Consider the following 12,894-nt stretch of genomic DNA (forward strand, 5'->3'; position numbering starts at 1 on the left):
TGCCCTTACTCTTGCTCGAAATACAGCGAACCCTGGTTAACGAGGGTGCTCAACAGCCCCGCGATGGTATCGTCGCCGGCGACAAATGAGGCCAGGTCTTCCATATCAAGTCTGGCACCAGCGCAGAGCAGGGGCGCCAGAGGTCTTGCATCGCCCCGGAGCAGGAATTGCTCGCCATCCACGAACAAGGCCGTTTCGTCCTCAAATTCATGGTATGCGAAACGGGAACCTTCGTTCCAGCGCAGCGGGTTGCCCCCTGCCACCAGGCCACCGAGCAGCTCCGGCGTCACGGGTTCTTCCGCCGGTACGACAATATCCAGGCTCTTGGGAAGTGTGGAATACTGGCCAAACCAGAGCGCCAGCTGGCGTTTGTCGGTGAGCTTTTCGCGGATGACGGCATCGAGGCGGTCGATCACGTCCGGAGCAATGGTTCCCGGATTATCCTGCACCTGCAGGTCCGGATCATTGAGGTGCTCGGAGGCATCGGACTGGCTGCACAGGAAATCCGTGAAACCGGTCAGCACATCGTCGATGGTGGGCGCACGAAAGCCGACGGACAGGGTAATGCAGTCATCCTCGGCCACGCCGTGATGGCCGATGCCGGGTGGCAGGTACAGCATGTCCCCTGGCGCCAGAGTCACGGTCTCCTCACCATCCCAGCTGCTGAGTATCCGCAGCGGAGTGCCGTCCACCCTGGGGGAGGTATGATCACAGTGGCCGCCAAAGGTCCAGCGCCGGTGTCCCTGCGCCTGCAGCAAAAACACATCATACTGGTCGTAATGAGGCCCGACACTGCCGCCCTGTGGGGCATAGCTGGCCATGATGTCGTCCAGCCGCCAGTTGGGCACAAAGCGGAACTCGTCCAGCAGGTCTGCGATGTCCGGAACCCAGTGATCGAGGCCCTGCACCAGCAGCGTCCAGTGGCTTTCCGGCAGCTTGCCGAAACGCTCGGGGTCAAAGGGGCCGTTGTGCAACTGCCAGGGTTTGCCGTTGTCGTTTTCGATCACAATGCGGGATTCGACCGCTTCCTCGCAGGCCAGACCCGCCAGTTCGTCGGCAGATACCGGACACTCGAAGCCTGGAAACGCCTGGCGAACCACCAGCGGCTTTTTCTGCCAGTACTCGCGCAGGAATTTTTCCGCGGGCATTCCGCCGGGCAGTTTCATGGTTCAGATATCCCGTGCCTGTTGGGTGGCGTTGCCGATGTAGGTGCCCGGCGTCAGTTCCATAAGTTCCGCCTTGGCGGCCTCGGGAATGTCCAGGGAGTCGGCGAAGGCCTTGATCACGTCCGGGGTCATGGCCTTGCCACGGGTCAGAGCCTTCAGTTTCTCGTAGGGCTTCTCGATGTTGTAGCGGCGCATGACGGTCTGGATGGGCTCTGCCAGGACTTCCCAGGCGTGGTCAAGGTCTTCGTCCAGCCGTGCCGGGTTGATTTCCAGCTTGCTCAGGCCTTTCAGCGTGGCTTCATAGGCGATCAGGCTGTGGGCGAAACCCACACCGAGGTTGCGCAGCACGGTAGAGTCAGTCAGGTCGCGCTGCCAGCGTGAAATTGGCAGCTTGGCAGACAGGTGGCTGAACAGGGCATTGGCGATCCCCAGATTGCCTTCAGAGTTCTCGAAATCGATGGGGTTGACCTTGTGGGGCATGGTGGACGAACCCACTTCGCCTTCCACGGTTTTCTGCTTGAAATATCCCAGGGAGATATAGCCCCAGATATCCCGGTCCAGATCGATCAGGATGGTATTGAAGCGGGCAATGGCATCATAGAGTTCGGCAATGTAATCGTGGGGCTCGATCTGGGTGGTGTAGGGGTTCCAGTCCAGCCCCAGGCCTTCAATGAAGTCCTTGGCATTCTGTGCCCAGTCGATGGCCGGGTAGGCAGACAGGTGGGCATTGTAGTTGCCCACGGCGCCGTTGATCTTGCCCATCAGCTCAACTGAACGAATCTGTTTCATCTGGCGGCGCAGGCGGTAAACCACGTTGGCCAGCTCCTTGCCCACCGTCGACGGCGATGCGGTCTGGCCATGGGTGCGGGACAGCATGGGCTGTTCGGCATGTTCGTGGGCCAGTTCGGCCAACCGGTCCACTACCCGTTCCATGGCTGGCAACAGGCCGTGGTCGAGGCCCTCACGAAGCATCAGAGCATGGGAAAGGTTGTTGATATCCTCAGAGGTGCAGGCGAAGTGGACGAACTCGGTGACGGCGTGAAGTTCCGGAACCCCGGCGATCTTTTCCTTGATGAAGTACTCCACGGCTTTTACGTCGTGATTGGTGGTGCGCTCGATGCCCTTGATCTGCTCCGCGTCTGTCAGGCTGAAGCCGGAGACCATGTTGTCCAGGAACTGGTTGGCTTCGGCAGAAAACGCCGGTACCTCTGTAATCCCGGGATGGGCAGCCAGCTTCTGCAGCCAGCGCAGTTCGACGGTCACGCGGTTCCTGATCAGGCCATACTCACTGAAAATGTCACGGAAAACGCTGACTTTGCTGCCATAGCGTCCATCCACCGGGGAAATGGCAGTCAGGGCGTTGAGTTCCATCGAAAACCTCTCAAGTCATCAAAGAATCGGTCAAAAGAAAAGGCGCACATGATACACCAGCGACGGTCGGGATTCAGTCGTAAACCGAGCGGTTTGCCTTTTCGGCCAGTTCCCGTGCCGTCATGATGACCTTACGGCGGTTGAAAATGAGCTGCCAGCGACGTCCACCGGTCTGGTGCCAGAGTATCGAGGAGCGAATGCCGGCGAGTAACAGAGCGCGTACTTTGGCCGCATTTTCCTCGCGCTGGAGGATGGTGGGTTCTCCGGCAACCTGGATGCGCTGGCGGAAGGTGCTGATGGTGTCCGCATAGATGGATGCCAGGTTGGCAACCAGGTTGGGATGGCTGTAGCCGAAATGGCTGGCGGTGTGCCGGGCCTGGTCGATGCGGTTGCCAATCACGTCCAGCATATCGCCACTGCGGCGAAGCTTAGAGGACAGGTTGATCAGGTTCAGGGCATAACGCAGCACTTCAATGTCCTGCTGCTTGGTCTGCTGGCTGAGAACGCTGGACAGTGTCGACAGTCCCTCGCGCAGGTCTTTCAGTTCCCCGCCGTATACGTCCAGGGTGGTTTCGGGTTGTGTGGCGAACAGGGAACGCATGCAGGTTTCGAAACTGGATTCTGCGCACTGCCCGGAATGAGCCACTTGCTGGACCAGTGCCGAAGCCTGGAAAACCCCTGCCAGGGCAAGACTCTGGTCGTGAATCGATCGGCTCATGCGCCGGCTCCCTCTAGCTTGTTGATCGTCGCTGCCGTTTCCTGTTCGCCGTCCCGCCAGGTTTGCTCGATGACCCCACCGCCGAGGCAGACCTCACCGTCATAGAAGACCACTGACTGGCCCGGCGTTACAGCCCGTTGGGCTTCGTCAAAGACGACTCTGAATCCACTGCCGGTGGCAGTAACCACGCAGTCCTGGTCCGGCTGGCGGTAGCGGGTCTTTGCCTTGCAGCGGAATTCTGCGGCAGGCGGTTCACCGGCAATCCAGTCAACCGGACCGCTGAGCAGGCCACGGGAAAATAGCAGGGGATGGTGCTTGCCCTGCACAGCGATCAGTACGTTGCGGGAGAGGTCTTTCTCCGCCACATACCAGGGTTCGTCGCCGAATTCGCTCAGCCCGCCAATGCCCAGGCCCTGGCGCTGGCCGATGGTGTGATACATCAGGCCCTGGTGACGGCCAATCACCTGGCCATCTGGCGTTTCGATGTTGCCGGGCTGGGCAGGGATATACTGCTTCAGGAAATCCCGGAACTTGCGCTCACCAATAAAGCAGATACCCGTGGAATCTTTCTTGTCATGGGTTATGAAGCCCTGTTCGGCCGCTATGCGTCTTACTTCCGGCTTTTCCAGTTCGCCCACGGGAAACAGTGTGCGGGCGATACGCTCGCCGGAAACCGCATGCAGGAAATAGCTCTGGTCCTTGTTGGGGTCCAGCCCTTTGAGCAACTCGGCCTTGCCGCTGCCATCGTTAAGTGGCCGCTGGCGGGTGTAGTGACCGGTGGCAATGTAGTCAGCGCCCAGGGTGATGGCGTAATCCAGGAAGGCCCGGAACTTCACTTCCTTGTTACACAGGATGTCAGGGTTCGGGGTTCGCCCCGCTTTGTATTCAGAAAGGAAGTGTTCGAACACCCGATCCCAGTATTCTGCCGCAAAGCTTGCCGTGTGCAGGGGAATGCCAATGGTCTCTGCCACTGCACGGGCGTCTGCCAGGTCGGTCATGGCGGTACAGTACTCGGTGCCGTCGTCCTCGTCCCAGTTTTTCATGAACAGGCCTTCCACCCGGTAGCCCTGGTCTTTGAGAAGCCAGGCTGCCACGGAAGAGTCCACGCCGCCGGACATGCCGACAATCACTCGGGTATTTTCAGGTGCTTTAGTCATGTCTGGGTCTGTCGGGTTCAAAGGGGCAGATTCTAGCATTTAAGCCGGGTTACGTCTGCGGTTCGACAATCACGTCCAGGGGAAAGCGGCGTCCGTTTCGGTAATCTTCTATGCACTGGAGGACCAGCGGGCTGCGGAGTTTGTCGGATTGCTGGCTGATTTCATCCGGTGTCAGCCAGTGGGCGGCAATAATGCCGTCATCCAGTTCCCGGGTAACCCGGTCCACAGCCCTGGCCGAGAAGCAGAAACGGTAGTAGGTCACTCCGTTTGCAGGTGCCGTGTAGGTGTAAACACCCAGGAAAGACTGAGGCTCTACCTTCCAGCCGGTCTCCTCAAGGGTTTCCCGCAGCGCCGCGTCGATAATTTTCTCGCCTTCTTCCACGTGCCCGGCAGGCTGGTTCAGCACCACCTGGCCATGACTGACCTCTTCCACGAGCAGAAACCGGCCCTGATCATCTTCAACAATAACGGCGACAGTGGCGTGGGGTGTCCAGGTCATGAGCGAGTTTTTCTCCGTGGTGATGGCGGTGCCGGTGCGTGGACCGTGACTTTCCTGAACTCTCCCGGGGCAAGCCCGTCCAGAGTCCAGTCTCCAATACCATAGCGAACCAGTCGCAGGGTAGGGAAGCCCACGGCAGCGGTCATGCGGCGAACCTGACGGTTCTTGCCCTCGGTGATGATCATACGTATCCAGCTGGTGGGAACGGACTCCCGGTACCGGACCGGCGGATTGCGGGGCCAGAGATCAGGGGGTTCCATTTTCGCCACGTCTGCCGGGCGGGTTTTCCCGTCTTTCAGTGCCACACCTTTGCGCAATCTCTGCAACGCTTCATCTGCAATATCGCCTTCGACCTGAACCCAGTAGGTTTTCGGCATTTTCTGACGCGGAGACGCAATACGGTGCTGTAACTGGCCATCGTCTGTCAGCAGCAGAAGCCCCTCGGAGTCGAAATCGAGGCGACCGGCGGGATAGACAGCCGGAATGCTGATCCAGTCTGCCAGTGTGGCGCGGCAGTTGCCGTCGTTAGCGCCTTTTTCGTCAGTGAACTGGCACAAAACACGGTAGGGCTTGTTGAACAGGATCAGCGTTGCCATCGAGGCGGAAGACCTTCGGATCTGGGTAAAAGAGGGTAGTATGCCAGAAAAGGCAGTGAAACGGACTGCATGGAGACAGGTTGCAGCCAGGATTCAGGCGCACGAGGGCGTTATGCCGCAATCTGCTTTCAAAATTGCGGTGCAGTGCGGCGGTCAGGAGTGTTGCCCCGGAAGCCGCCGACGGCTCAGGTGTGCCCGGTCAGGCGTTGGCGGCGCGAGGGTGATCCTGATAGCCGCTGCCCTGGTCCTCCCGGGTCTGGTTATTGTCGCTGTCCGGCTTCTTTTCGGAGCTGCTCTCCGATGAACCCTGCTTCTGCGGCTGCTCTTCAGGAACAATATTGACCGCGTGTATCCCCTTGTCACTGGGCTTCTTGTCAAAGGTGACGGGCTGACCGGCCTTTAAAGTTTTGTAACCTTCCATCTGCACTGAAGAGAAGTGAGCAAACAGATCATCACTGCAGCCCTCTTCGATAATGAAGCCATAACCCTTGGCATTGTTGAACCACTTTACTTTGCCTCTTGGCATGATGAACTCCCCTGTTCTTTCACTGTCAGTGTCTTTGTTATAGCTATTATTATCGGGCTTTTTTGCCTTGCACGGACCCATTGCCGTTACAGGTTCTGTAACACGGCACTCACGCGAATTTACAATATTTTACATTGCCATCTTACTGTTGACCAATATCTGCTCAGAGTCAATAGCAGTTATAGCGGGAATGTATGGTTGAACCGGGGCCCGAGCCTGTATCATGACGTTATTGATAACCAGCGCACGCCCGGTTACCTCAAGCACCTTGAAAACCGGGCGGCAGACAACCATCTTTAGGAAGAGGCACCGATTTCCGGTAAAGAATCATGCGGACTATCCAGAATTCTCTACTAGTATTGAATCAGGGAGACGACGAACAACCCGGACGTCAGGACGACGTTGGGGTTGCTCCCGAGAAGCCTGCTCTCAAGCGTCCGGCACGCTTCAGGGTGTTGCTTCTGAATGATGATTACACACCCATGGATTTTGTTGTGGATGTGTTAATGACCTTCTTCGGAATGAACGAAGAAAAGGCGACGCAGGTGATGCTGCTCGTCCATACGCAGGGAAAGGCCGTATGCGGGGTATATACCCGGGACATCGCGGAAACAAAGGCGGCACAGGTGAATCAGTATTCTTCGGAATGCGATCATCCGCTCCTTTGCGAGATTGAACGTGCGGACTGATAGACCTTGGGGTGGCCCATGCTGAGCAAAGATCTTGAAATTACATTGAATACGGCTTTCAAAAGTGCCCGCGACAAGCGTCATGAGTTCATGACCGTCGAGCACCTTTTGTTGGCCTTGCTCGACAACGATTCGGCAGTGGGCGTCCTGAAAGCATGCGGTGCAGATCTGGCCCGGCTTCAGGAAGAACTGGTTGAGTTTGTGGATTCAACCACACCACTGATCCCCAGCAACGACAGCGAGCGGGAAACACAACCCACGCTCGGATTCCAGCGCGTGTTGCAGCGTGCTGTCTTTCACGTGCAATCCTCTGGCAAGAAGGAGGTGACCGGCGCCAATGTGCTGGTGGCCATCTTCAGTGAACAGGAAAGCCAGGCGGTCTATGTGCTCAAGAAGCAGAGCATTGCCCGTATTGACGTGGTCAATTTTGTTTCCCATGGCATCTCACGCGTTCAGGGTGCCGAGGATCAGGAAGGTCACGACCAGGCTTCCCAAGAGGAAGCGGGCGAAGAGGGTGGTGCTTCACGGCCACTGGAAAGCTACGCAACCAACCTCAATGAACAGGCCCGTCAGGGTCGCATTGACCCGTTGATCGGCCGCGAACACGAGGTCGAGAGGGTGGTTCAGATTCTGGTCCGCCGCCGCAAGAACAACCCCTTGCTGGTAGGTGAAGCCGGAGTGGGCAAGACTGCGATCGCAGAGGGCCTGGCCAAACGCGTCGTGGATGGTCAGGTGCCGGACATTATCTCGGACGCCGTGGTCTATTCACTGGATCTTGGTGCACTGCTGGCCGGAACCAAATACCGGGGCGATTTCGAGAAACGGCTGAAAGGCCTGCTTGCGGAACTGAAGAAAGAGAAGCACGCAATCCTGTTCATTGATGAGATCCACACCATCATCGGTGCAGGCTCTGCATCCGGAGGCGTCATGGACGCGTCCAACCTGCTCAAGCCCATGCTGAGTTCGGGTGAGATCCGTTGCATCGGTTCCACCACGTTCCAGGAATTCCGTGGCATCTTCGAAAAAGACAGTGCACTGGCCCGTCGCTTCCAGAAAATCGACGTGAACGAGCCCAGTGTCGAGGATACCTACCAGATCCTCAGGGGGCTTAAGTCCCACTTCGAGAAGCATCACGACCTGAAGTACACTGACCAGGCATTGCGCGTGGCTGCGGAATTGTCTGAGCGTTACATTACTGATCGTCATCTGCCGGACAAGGCCATCGACGTTATTGACGAGGCTGGTGCGCACCAGCGCCTGTTGCCGATCGCCAAGCGCAAGAAAACACTCGACGTATCGGAAATCGAGGATGTGGTGGCTAACATTGCGCGCATTCCGCCGAAGAACGTGTCCACCAGTGACAAGGATCTGCTTCGCAACCTGGAGCGTGATCTCAAGATGGTGGTGTTCGGCCAGGATCCGGCCATCGAGTCACTGTCTACCGCCATCAAGCTGGCCCGCGCCGGCCTGAAAGCGCCCGAGAAGCCGGAAGGTGCCTTCCTGTTTGCCGGCCCCACGGGTGTTGGTAAAACCGAGGTCACCAAGCAGCTTGCCAAAGTGCTGGGCATCGAGCTGGTGCGGTTCGACATGTCGGAGTACATGGAACGTCACACCGTTTCCAGGCTGATCGGTGCGCCTCCGGGCTATGTCGGATATGACCAGGGCGGCCTGCTGACCGAATCCGTCAGCAAGCACCCACACTGTGTACTGCTGCTGGATGAGATTGAAAAGGCCCATCCGGAAGTCTTCAACCTGCTCCTGCAGGTGATGGACCACGGTACGCTTACGGATAACAATGGCCGCAAGGCGGACTTCCGCCATGTGATCCTGGTGATGACCACCAACGCCGGTGCCGAGAGCATGGCCCGTCGCTCCATTGGCTTCAGTGAGCAGGACCACAGCAGCGACGGCATGGAAATCATCTCCAAGACCTTCACGCCGGAGTTCCGCAACCGCCTGGACGGCATTATCCAGTTCGGCGACCTCCAGCCGGCCACCATCACCCACGTGGTGGACAAGTTCCTCACCGAACTGCAGGCCCAGCTGGACGAGAAGCATGTTGTGCTTCACGTGGACGACGATGCCAAGGTTTGGCTTGCTGAGAAGGGCTACGATGTCACCATGGGCGCGCGCCCGATGGCTCGGCTGATTCAGGACAAGATCAAACGGCCCCTGGCTGAGCAGATCCTGTTTGGTCGCCTGTCAGAACGTGGTGGTGATGTGCATATTCATCTCAAGGACGATGAACTGCAGTTCGAGTACGAGGACGAGCCTGCCGAGGCGGTTTAACAGCACCAAAACGGTTGAGGCTATTCGATAAAAAAGCCCCGGTGGCAGCACCGGGGCTTTTGTTTGTCGTGCAGCTATTAACGGGCGCGGTAGACGATGCGCCCCTTGCTCAGGTCGTAAGGAGTCAGTTCTACCTTGACCTTGTCACCTGTCAGAATCCGGATATAGTTCTTGCGCATCTTGCCAGAGATGTGAGCGGTAACGATATGGCCGTTTTCAAGTTCAACGCGGAACATGGTGTTTGGAAGCGTATCAACAATAACCCCTTCCATTTCAATAGCATCGGACTTTGCCATTCAGTAAAAACCTCGTAAATTGGCTTGCTGTGATTTTAAATTGCGCAATTCTGCCTTATTTGTCGTCATTTGGCAAAAATCCATTAACGTTCATTGTATGCCACTGTCCGTCCCGCAGGGCTTCGATAGGACGGAAGCGGGTCTTATAGTTCATTTTCCGGCACTCTTCAATCCAGTAACCCAGATAGAGGTGGGGAAGCCCAAGCCGTCTTGCTTCTTCGATCTGCCAGAGCACGGCAAAGGTTCCCAGGCTGCGGCTTTCGTACGCCGGGTCAAATACCGTGTAAATGGCGGAGAGCCCCTCGTCGAGCATATCCACGGCGGCAAGGCCGACCAGCTTTTCTCCATCCATGATTTCGAGAAACCAGGAGTCAGTAGCCCCTTCCACCAGAAAAGACATGAACTGCTCCCGGGAAGGCGGGTACATGTCCCCGTCGGCGTGCCGTTGTTCAATGTAGTGGGCATAAAGGCTGTAGTAGCGTTCCGAGAAACTCGCCCGGACCATCCGGCATGTCAGGTCGGCATTTTTCTTCATTACCCTGCGCTGGCTGCGGTCAGGCTGGAACTGATCCACTTTAAGTCTGACCGGAACACAGGCGTTGCAGTGTTCGCAGTGAGGACGGTAATAGTGGGAGCCGCTGCGGCGAAAACCCAGGGCGGTTAATTGGCTGTAGAGCCTTTTGTCCACGTGGGCCCGCGGGTCGACGAACATGGTGGTTGCTTCGCGATCTGGCAGGTAGCTGCAGTCATGGGCCGGCGTGGCAAAAAATACCAGGGTCCTGAGATTGCTCATTCACACCTCCGGTCCGGGCCACTGCCACTGGAATTCCCAATCGTTGTGGTCCGGACTACTGTCTACGCATGTCCTGAGTATAGATAAAAATTCGCTGCGGGGAATACAGCGGGCACCCATTCTGAGCAGGTGACCGCTTTCCACCTGGCAGTCCATGATGCGGTAGCCCCACTCTCTGAGCTGGTTGGCCAGATGCACCATCAGTACTTTTGAGGCGTTGGTTTCCAGTGAAAACATGGACTCGCCAAAAAAGCAGCGGCCAATCGCCAGCCCGTACATGCCACCCACCAGCTCTCCTCGTGGGTTCCAGGCTTCAATGGAGTGGGCCATGCCCTGTTTGTGCAGCTGCCCGTAGCTGTCGATCATGTCCTGGGTAATCCAGGTGCCTTCGGCGCGGGTGTTGGCGCAAAGGCGTATGACCCGGGGGAAGGCCTGGTCTGCGGTGATGGTGAAGTGGCCGCTGTTGAGGGTTCGCCGCAGGCTTCTGGAGATGTGGATTTCCTCCGGGAACAGGACGCAGCGGGGGTCAGGGGACCACCAGAGGATGGGTTGGTCGTCGCTGAACCAGGGGAAGATGCCGCTGCGATAGGCCAGTTTGAGCCGTTCGGTGGAGAGGTCGCCGCCCAGGGCCAGCAGTCCGTCCGGGTCGTCCAGGGCCTGTTCGGCTGGGGGGAACCAGAGGTGGTTTTGTTCTAGCCAGGGGAGTGAGGTCATCTGGGTCCGGCCTTTGTTGTTTCGGCCTTTGAGGAGTCGGCGCGCGGAACCGGATGTCTGAAACACGCTCGGGCACGTCCATGTGGCGCTTGGGCTCTGCCATCCATGGCTCCGCACAGTTTCAGACTTCCGGTTCCACCCGCCTTTTCAGGCCTGGGAGTTACCTGCCTTGGTTTCGCTCTGATTTTGTCGTTCAGTCCTGATCCAGGAATTTTTCTGCGTCCAGGGCTGCCATGCAACCGAAACCTGCGGAGGTAACAGCTTGACGGTAAACGTGGTCGGCTACGTCGCCGGCGGCGAAGACGCCGGGGATGCTGCTCTGGGTGGCCATGCCTTCGAGGCCGGAGCGGATTTTGATGTAGCCGTTTTCCATGTCCAGCTGGCCGGTGAACAGGTCAGTGTTGGGTTTGTGGCCGATGGCGATGAAGACGCCGGCCAGGTCCCGCTCCTGGGTGGAACCGTCTTTCATGCTTTTGATGCGCATGCCGGTGACGCCGGTGCCGTCGCCCAGGACTTCGTCGAGGGTGTGGTCCCAGACGATTTTGACGTTGCCGTTTTCGGCTTTTTCGAACAGTTTGTCCTGCAGGATTTTTTCGGCGCGCAGGCTGTCGCGGCGGTGGACCAGGGTGACTTCGTCGGCGATGTTTGAGAGGTAAAGGGCCTCTTCAACAGCGGTGTTGCCGCCGCCGATGACGGCGACTTTCTGTTTTTTGTAGAAGAAGCCGTCGCAGGTGGCGCAGGCGGAGACGCCCTGGCCCTTGAACTTTTCTTCCGATTCCAGGCCCAGGTACATGGCGGAGGCGCCGGTGGCAATGATCAGGGCGTCGCAGGTGTATTCGCCGTTGTCGCCCTTGAGGCGGAAGGGGCGGTTGCGAAGGTCGGCTTCGTTGATGGTGTCGTAGACGACGCTGGTTTCAAAACGCTCGGCGTGTTTGAGCATGCGCTGCATCAGCTCCGGACCCTGCACACCGTCGTTATCACCCGGCCAGTTGTCCACGTCGGTGGTGGTGGTCAGTTGTCCACCCACTTCGATACCAGTGATCAGCGTCGGCTTGAGGTTGGCGCGGGCCGCGTAGACTGCTGCGGTGTAGCCGGCCGGGCCGGAGCCGAGGATGATCAGTCGGGAGTGCTTGGTTTCGCTCATTGGGGGTCTCTCGTTAACGATTTATTCAATGACAGATACGGAGGTCAGAAGTTGCCTGATTCGCTCAGAGCTCTTTCCGGATTCTCCCTGTTCTAGGCGGTGTTCTGCAACTGCGGGAAATACGGCCTGGATGTCATCCGGTAGTACATGGTGGCGCCCGTCCATCAGGGCCCAGGCCCGGGCGGCACGCACCAGGCCGAGGCCGGCGCGGGGCGAAAGGCCGTACAGCAACCCCGGCATGCGGCGGCTCTGTTCCAGCAGGCGTTGTACATAGTCCAGCAGCGCAGGGCTGGTGGTTACCCGGTTGACGGCGTCCTGCAGGGTCTGCAGGTCTTCGGCCGAAAGCAGGGACTGCAGGCGGTCGGTCATTGCCCGCCGGTCTTCTCCTTCCAGCAGTTCCCGTTCAGCGCGAGGATCGGGGTAGCCGAGCCGGATGCGCATCAGGAAGCGGTCGAGCTGGGATTCCGGCAGCGGGTAGGTGCCACCTTGCTCAATGGGGTTCTGGGTGGCGATGACAAAGAACGGGTGCGGCAGCGGCCGGGTTTCGCCCTCAATGGACACCTGCCGTTCTTCCATGGCTTCCAGCAGGGCGCTCTGGGTTCTGGGAGAGGCACGGTTGATTTCGTCAGCCAGCACAACCTGGGCGAAAATCGGACCCGGATGGAAGACCAGGCTACCGGCTTCCCTGTCGTACATGGAAAACCCGAGCACGTCGGCCGGTAACAGGTCGTTGGTGAACTGGATACGCTGGTAGCTCAGGCCCATCACTTTGGCCAGGGCGTGGGAAAGGGTGGTCTTGCCCATGCCCGGAATGTCTTCAATCAGCAGATGCCCGCGAGCCAGAAGTCCACAAAGAGACAGGCGGACCTGATGGTCTTTGCCCAGCAGTATGCTGTTCAGCTCGCGGATAACCGTATCCGTCAGTTTCTTCATGCA

General features: G+C 58.2%; 14 protein-coding genes. 2 read left to right on the top strand and 12 right to left on the bottom strand.

What is annotated here, in order from left to right; genetic code table 11:
* Positions 1 to 5: 5 nt before the first annotated feature.
* From ACESMB_RS00480 to ACESMB_RS00510, 7 genes are all read right to left on the bottom strand, one after another.
* Positions 6 to 1,166 carry a JmjC domain-containing protein gene (locus tag ACESMB_RS00480; RefSeq protein ID WP_372970688.1) on the bottom strand — a complete coding sequence of 387 codons (1,161 nt, stop codon included), beginning with the start codon at positions 1,164 to 1,166 and terminating at the stop codon, positions 6 to 8.
* Positions 1,167 to 1,169: 3 nt separating this feature from the next.
* Positions 1,170 to 2,537, bottom strand: a complete 1,368-nt coding sequence (gene purB / locus ACESMB_RS00485; protein ID WP_372925744.1) for an adenylosuccinate lyase — start codon at positions 2,535 to 2,537, stop codon at positions 1,170 to 1,172.
* A gap of 73 nt (positions 2,538 to 2,610) precedes the next feature.
* The gene (gene hflD, locus ACESMB_RS00490; protein ID WP_372925745.1) at positions 2,611 to 3,255 is read right to left on the bottom strand and encodes a high frequency lysogenization protein HflD; all 645 of its coding nucleotides are present in this window, start codon (positions 3,253 to 3,255) and stop codon (positions 2,611 to 2,613) included.
* The gene (gene mnmA / locus ACESMB_RS00495; protein ID WP_372925746.1) at positions 3,252 to 4,412 is read right to left on the bottom strand and encodes a tRNA 2-thiouridine(34) synthase MnmA; all 1,161 of its coding nucleotides are present in this window, start codon (positions 4,410 to 4,412) and stop codon (positions 3,252 to 3,254) included. The genes hflD and mnmA overlap by 4 nt, the downstream gene beginning before the upstream one ends.
* A gap of 49 nt (positions 4,413 to 4,461) precedes the next feature.
* Entirely contained in the window at positions 4,462 to 4,911 is a 450-nt protein-coding gene (locus ACESMB_RS00500; protein ID WP_372925747.1) for an NUDIX hydrolase, read from the bottom strand.
* Entirely contained in the window at positions 4,908 to 5,507 is a 600-nt protein-coding gene (locus ACESMB_RS00505; RefSeq protein WP_372925748.1) for a pseudouridine synthase, read from the bottom strand. Before ACESMB_RS00505 ends, ACESMB_RS00500 begins: the two co-directional genes overlap by 4 nt.
* 199 nt (positions 5,508 to 5,706) lie before the next feature.
* Positions 5,707 to 6,033, bottom strand: coding sequence for a cold shock domain-containing protein (locus ACESMB_RS00510; protein ID WP_372925749.1), 327 nt, complete (start codon positions 6,031 to 6,033; stop codon positions 5,707 to 5,709).
* Positions 6,034 to 6,362: 329 nt separating this feature from the next.
* Between ACESMB_RS00510 and clpS the strand changes: the two genes are divergently transcribed.
* Both clpS and clpA read left to right on the top strand, forming a co-directional pair.
* Positions 6,363 to 6,722 (top strand): ATP-dependent Clp protease adapter ClpS, encoded by a 360-nt coding sequence (clpS, locus tag ACESMB_RS00515; RefSeq protein WP_372925750.1) that lies wholly within the window; start codon positions 6,363 to 6,365, stop codon positions 6,720 to 6,722.
* Between the two features lie 18 nt (positions 6,723 to 6,740).
* The gene (gene clpA / locus ACESMB_RS00520; RefSeq protein ID WP_372925751.1) at positions 6,741 to 9,011 is read left to right on the top strand and encodes an ATP-dependent Clp protease ATP-binding subunit ClpA; all 2,271 of its coding nucleotides are present in this window, start codon (positions 6,741 to 6,743) and stop codon (positions 9,009 to 9,011) included.
* 77 nt (positions 9,012 to 9,088) lie between these two features.
* Here clpA and infA read toward each other — a convergent pair whose 3' ends face one another.
* The 5 genes from infA to ACESMB_RS00545 form a co-directional block, all read right to left on the bottom strand.
* Positions 9,089 to 9,307, bottom strand: a complete 219-nt coding sequence (infA, locus tag ACESMB_RS00525) for a translation initiation factor IF-1 (protein WP_007153725.1) — start codon at positions 9,305 to 9,307, stop codon at positions 9,089 to 9,091.
* Between the two features lie 55 nt (positions 9,308 to 9,362).
* Positions 9,363 to 10,100 (bottom strand): arginyltransferase, encoded by a 738-nt coding sequence (locus ACESMB_RS00530; protein ID WP_372925752.1) that lies wholly within the window; start codon positions 10,098 to 10,100, stop codon positions 9,363 to 9,365.
* Positions 10,101 to 10,814 (bottom strand): leucyl/phenylalanyl-tRNA--protein transferase, encoded by a 714-nt coding sequence (aat, locus tag ACESMB_RS00535; RefSeq protein ID WP_372970689.1) that lies wholly within the window; start codon positions 10,812 to 10,814, stop codon positions 10,101 to 10,103.
* Between the two features lie 193 nt (positions 10,815 to 11,007).
* A complete protein-coding gene (gene trxB / locus ACESMB_RS00540) occupies positions 11,008 to 11,958 on the bottom strand; it encodes a thioredoxin-disulfide reductase (protein WP_372925754.1) in 951 nt (316 codons plus the stop codon).
* A gap of 21 nt (positions 11,959 to 11,979) precedes the next feature.
* Positions 11,980 to 12,891, bottom strand: coding sequence for an AAA family ATPase (locus tag ACESMB_RS00545; protein WP_372970690.1), 912 nt, complete (start codon positions 12,889 to 12,891; stop codon positions 11,980 to 11,982).
* Positions 12,892 to 12,894 lie beyond the last annotated feature (3 nt).

Origin of the sequence: Marinobacter sp., assembly GCF_041686475.1 — a bacterium.
GTDB lineage: Bacteria > Pseudomonadota > Gammaproteobacteria > Pseudomonadales > Oleiphilaceae > Marinobacter.